Annotated in this window: 3 protein-coding genes; all 3 read right to left on the bottom strand. The window is 67.6% G+C overall.

All coding sequences use genetic code 11. The annotated features are described in order from the left end of the window. Nucleotides 1-376: 376 nt before the first annotated feature. Nucleotides 377-889 (bottom strand): RICIN domain-containing protein, encoded by a 513-nt coding sequence (locus VR44_RS45625; RefSeq protein ID WP_157880523.1) that lies wholly within the window; start codon nucleotides 887-889, stop codon nucleotides 377-379. 500 nt (nucleotides 890-1,389) lie between these two features. Further along, nucleotides 1,390-1,527: a hypothetical protein gene (locus VR44_RS45620; protein ID WP_157880522.1), complete on the bottom strand. Its 138-nt coding sequence runs from the start codon at nucleotides 1,525-1,527 to the stop codon at nucleotides 1,390-1,392. Then, nucleotides 1,491-2,257: hypothetical protein (locus VR44_RS36475; protein WP_045951956.1), on the bottom strand; the 767-nt coding region annotated here is incomplete at its 5' end. The genes VR44_RS36475 and VR44_RS45620, both read right to left, overlap by 37 nt.

Here is a 2,257-nt window from a genome sequence, read left to right as displayed (position 1 = left end):
AATGCCCGGTGCGAGCAGGGACGACCACCCGGACCCGGCTGACACCCAACCAGTGCCACCCGCCCACCCATTCACACTCGGGTCGGCCCTGCCGGGCCGACCCGAACCCGGACCACCAAGCCGACGTCGGCCGCGCGCTGTCCGCCCCCGCCACGTTGGCGACCTCCTCGAGGCCCGCGCCCGGTCCCGGCGGCCCCAGCCCCTCACAGCGGCCGCAGCGTGTTACGAGGCGGCCCCAGTATCAGCGCCCCTCCTCATCGCCACCGGTGACAACCCCTACAACCACCGCTGGCAGGTATTCGGCGGACATCGCCGAGCAGCCGTGCAGAACAACTCTGCGGGCCGGTAGACCTGCTGCTGCAGCGTTGTCAGGTGTCTACCACCACCACTTCTGGTCGTTGCCGCCGTTGCAGCGCCACTGAATCGCTTGTGCGCCCCAGCGTGTGTCGGCCCCGAGGATGCCCAGGCACAAGCCATTTTGGTTTACCAGCCGGAAGTAGTCGCTGCCGTCGTAGTGGTCCATATACCAGTGCTGGTCGTTGTTGTCGTTGCAGTCCCAGATGATGGCCTTCACACCGTCGTTGGCGCCGCCCCCCTGGATCCCGAGGCACTTCTGAGCCTTGAGGTTCGTGACCCTGACGGCTCCGCTGCCGTCGCCGACCGGCACCATGGCCCATTGCTGATCGCCGTTTTTGTTGCACTGCCACTGGATGAGGTCCGTACCTCGCGCCACGGCACCACCGTTTGTACCCAGGCAGACATCCGAGTTGACGTTCTTCAACGGCCGCCAGCTCACTGCCGAAGCCGGTTGCGCACTGAGCAATCCCGCAGCAATCAACGACGCTGTGGTCAGAGCAAGCATCGATGCCTGCTTTGCATTCTTGATCATTTCCCACCCCTCACAACGTGAGAGCGTCCAACGCCCCCAACCTTCATCCGTTGATCCGCTGGTCACCCTTCCAAGTCCTCGCGGCAAAGTCATTGGCAGGGAGTACACAGGTCCTTGACGGAGAGTCGACACCGTCGCGCTCACCCGATGTCCTGTCCCTACTGACTTCGGCTCGTCAAGGTAATGCTGGGTGTTGAGAGCCAGGCCGGTGCCGGCTATGAAGCCGTCGAGGGTCTCGGGCCGGTACTGAACCGCAGCCGACGGCACCGCCGACCTCAAGCTCCAGGTCAACACGGCAGGCCCCAACGTCCTCTACGCCCGCACCGTCACCAAGCTTGGTGAGCGCCGCGGGGGTGATCCGTTATCGGCGTCCAGACGGGTCAAGGTCCGGCCCGCAGTCGGCGCGGAACCTCCGGCGGCTCCCCCGGCTGTGCAGGGAGCGGTTCCGGCCGGCGGGTGATGTCGCAAGCTTCCGGTGCGGACCATGGCCTCGGGGTCCCTCAGACCATCGGTGGGAAGTTGTACGTGTAGTCGTGCGGTTCGTCCGGGTCGGCGGTGGGGGTCTTCTTCACGTCGCGTACGGTCATGAGGATAAGTCCGGTCAGGAGCAGGACGACGGCGGTGGCATGCACCACCATCCGGCGGCTGTCGGGCGGGAGTCCGCCATGGGGCCGCCGGTGTGCAGGAACGGCCCGGTCAGCAAGAGCACCATGCCGACAGCGACGAAGCCCGCGGATGGCCGTTTCAGCCTGTCGGCTTTGGGTGTCGAGCCCGGCTCCGGATGGTCCGCCACCGACGGTGTCACCGGGTTGCTGTGCCGGGTTGCGCCCCTGGCAACCCGCAGCCGGCCTGCTGCTTCGCTGCTTTCCTGTGGGGCGGGGTGGCGGTCGAGGACCTGGCCGACGGCCAGCAGCGCCGGGGCGAGCATCCCGTCGCCGGCAGGGTTGTCCCGGCCGGCTTCGGCTGCCGCGAGTTCCACCTGAAGGCCCACCAGGTCCTCGCGCAGCCGGGCGGACTCCACGCGGAGCCGGTCGCGTTCCTGCCTCAGGGCACTCGCCTCGGCGGCCGAGTCCTCCAGCAGGCCGCGGAAAGACCGGATCTTGTCCTCCTGCGCGAGCAGGTCCCGGCGCAGGCGTGCTTCCTCCTCTTCCCGGGCGCGCAACTGGTCCTCGTGGTCGGCTCGCGCCCGGCCGAGCCGGGCCTCGAATGCGGTGCAGTCGCGTAGGTGAGCGTCTTGCTGCTCCTGGAGGAGGGTGTTCAGGCGCAAGGTCTCTTCCTGGTGGTGCTGTCGCTGGGTGCGCAGTTCGTCCTCGGCGGTGGCCAGGGCCTGCGTCGTCCTCTCGTGCCGGGCCAGGAGGTCGTCGTAGT

It is taken from the genome of Streptomyces katrae (assembly GCF_000966975.1).
Taxonomy (GTDB): domain Bacteria; phylum Actinomycetota; class Actinomycetes; order Streptomycetales; family Streptomycetaceae; genus Streptomyces; species Streptomyces katrae.
The sequence above is the reverse complement of the archived record's forward strand: the minus strand, read 5'-3'. Positions and strand labels throughout refer to the sequence as shown.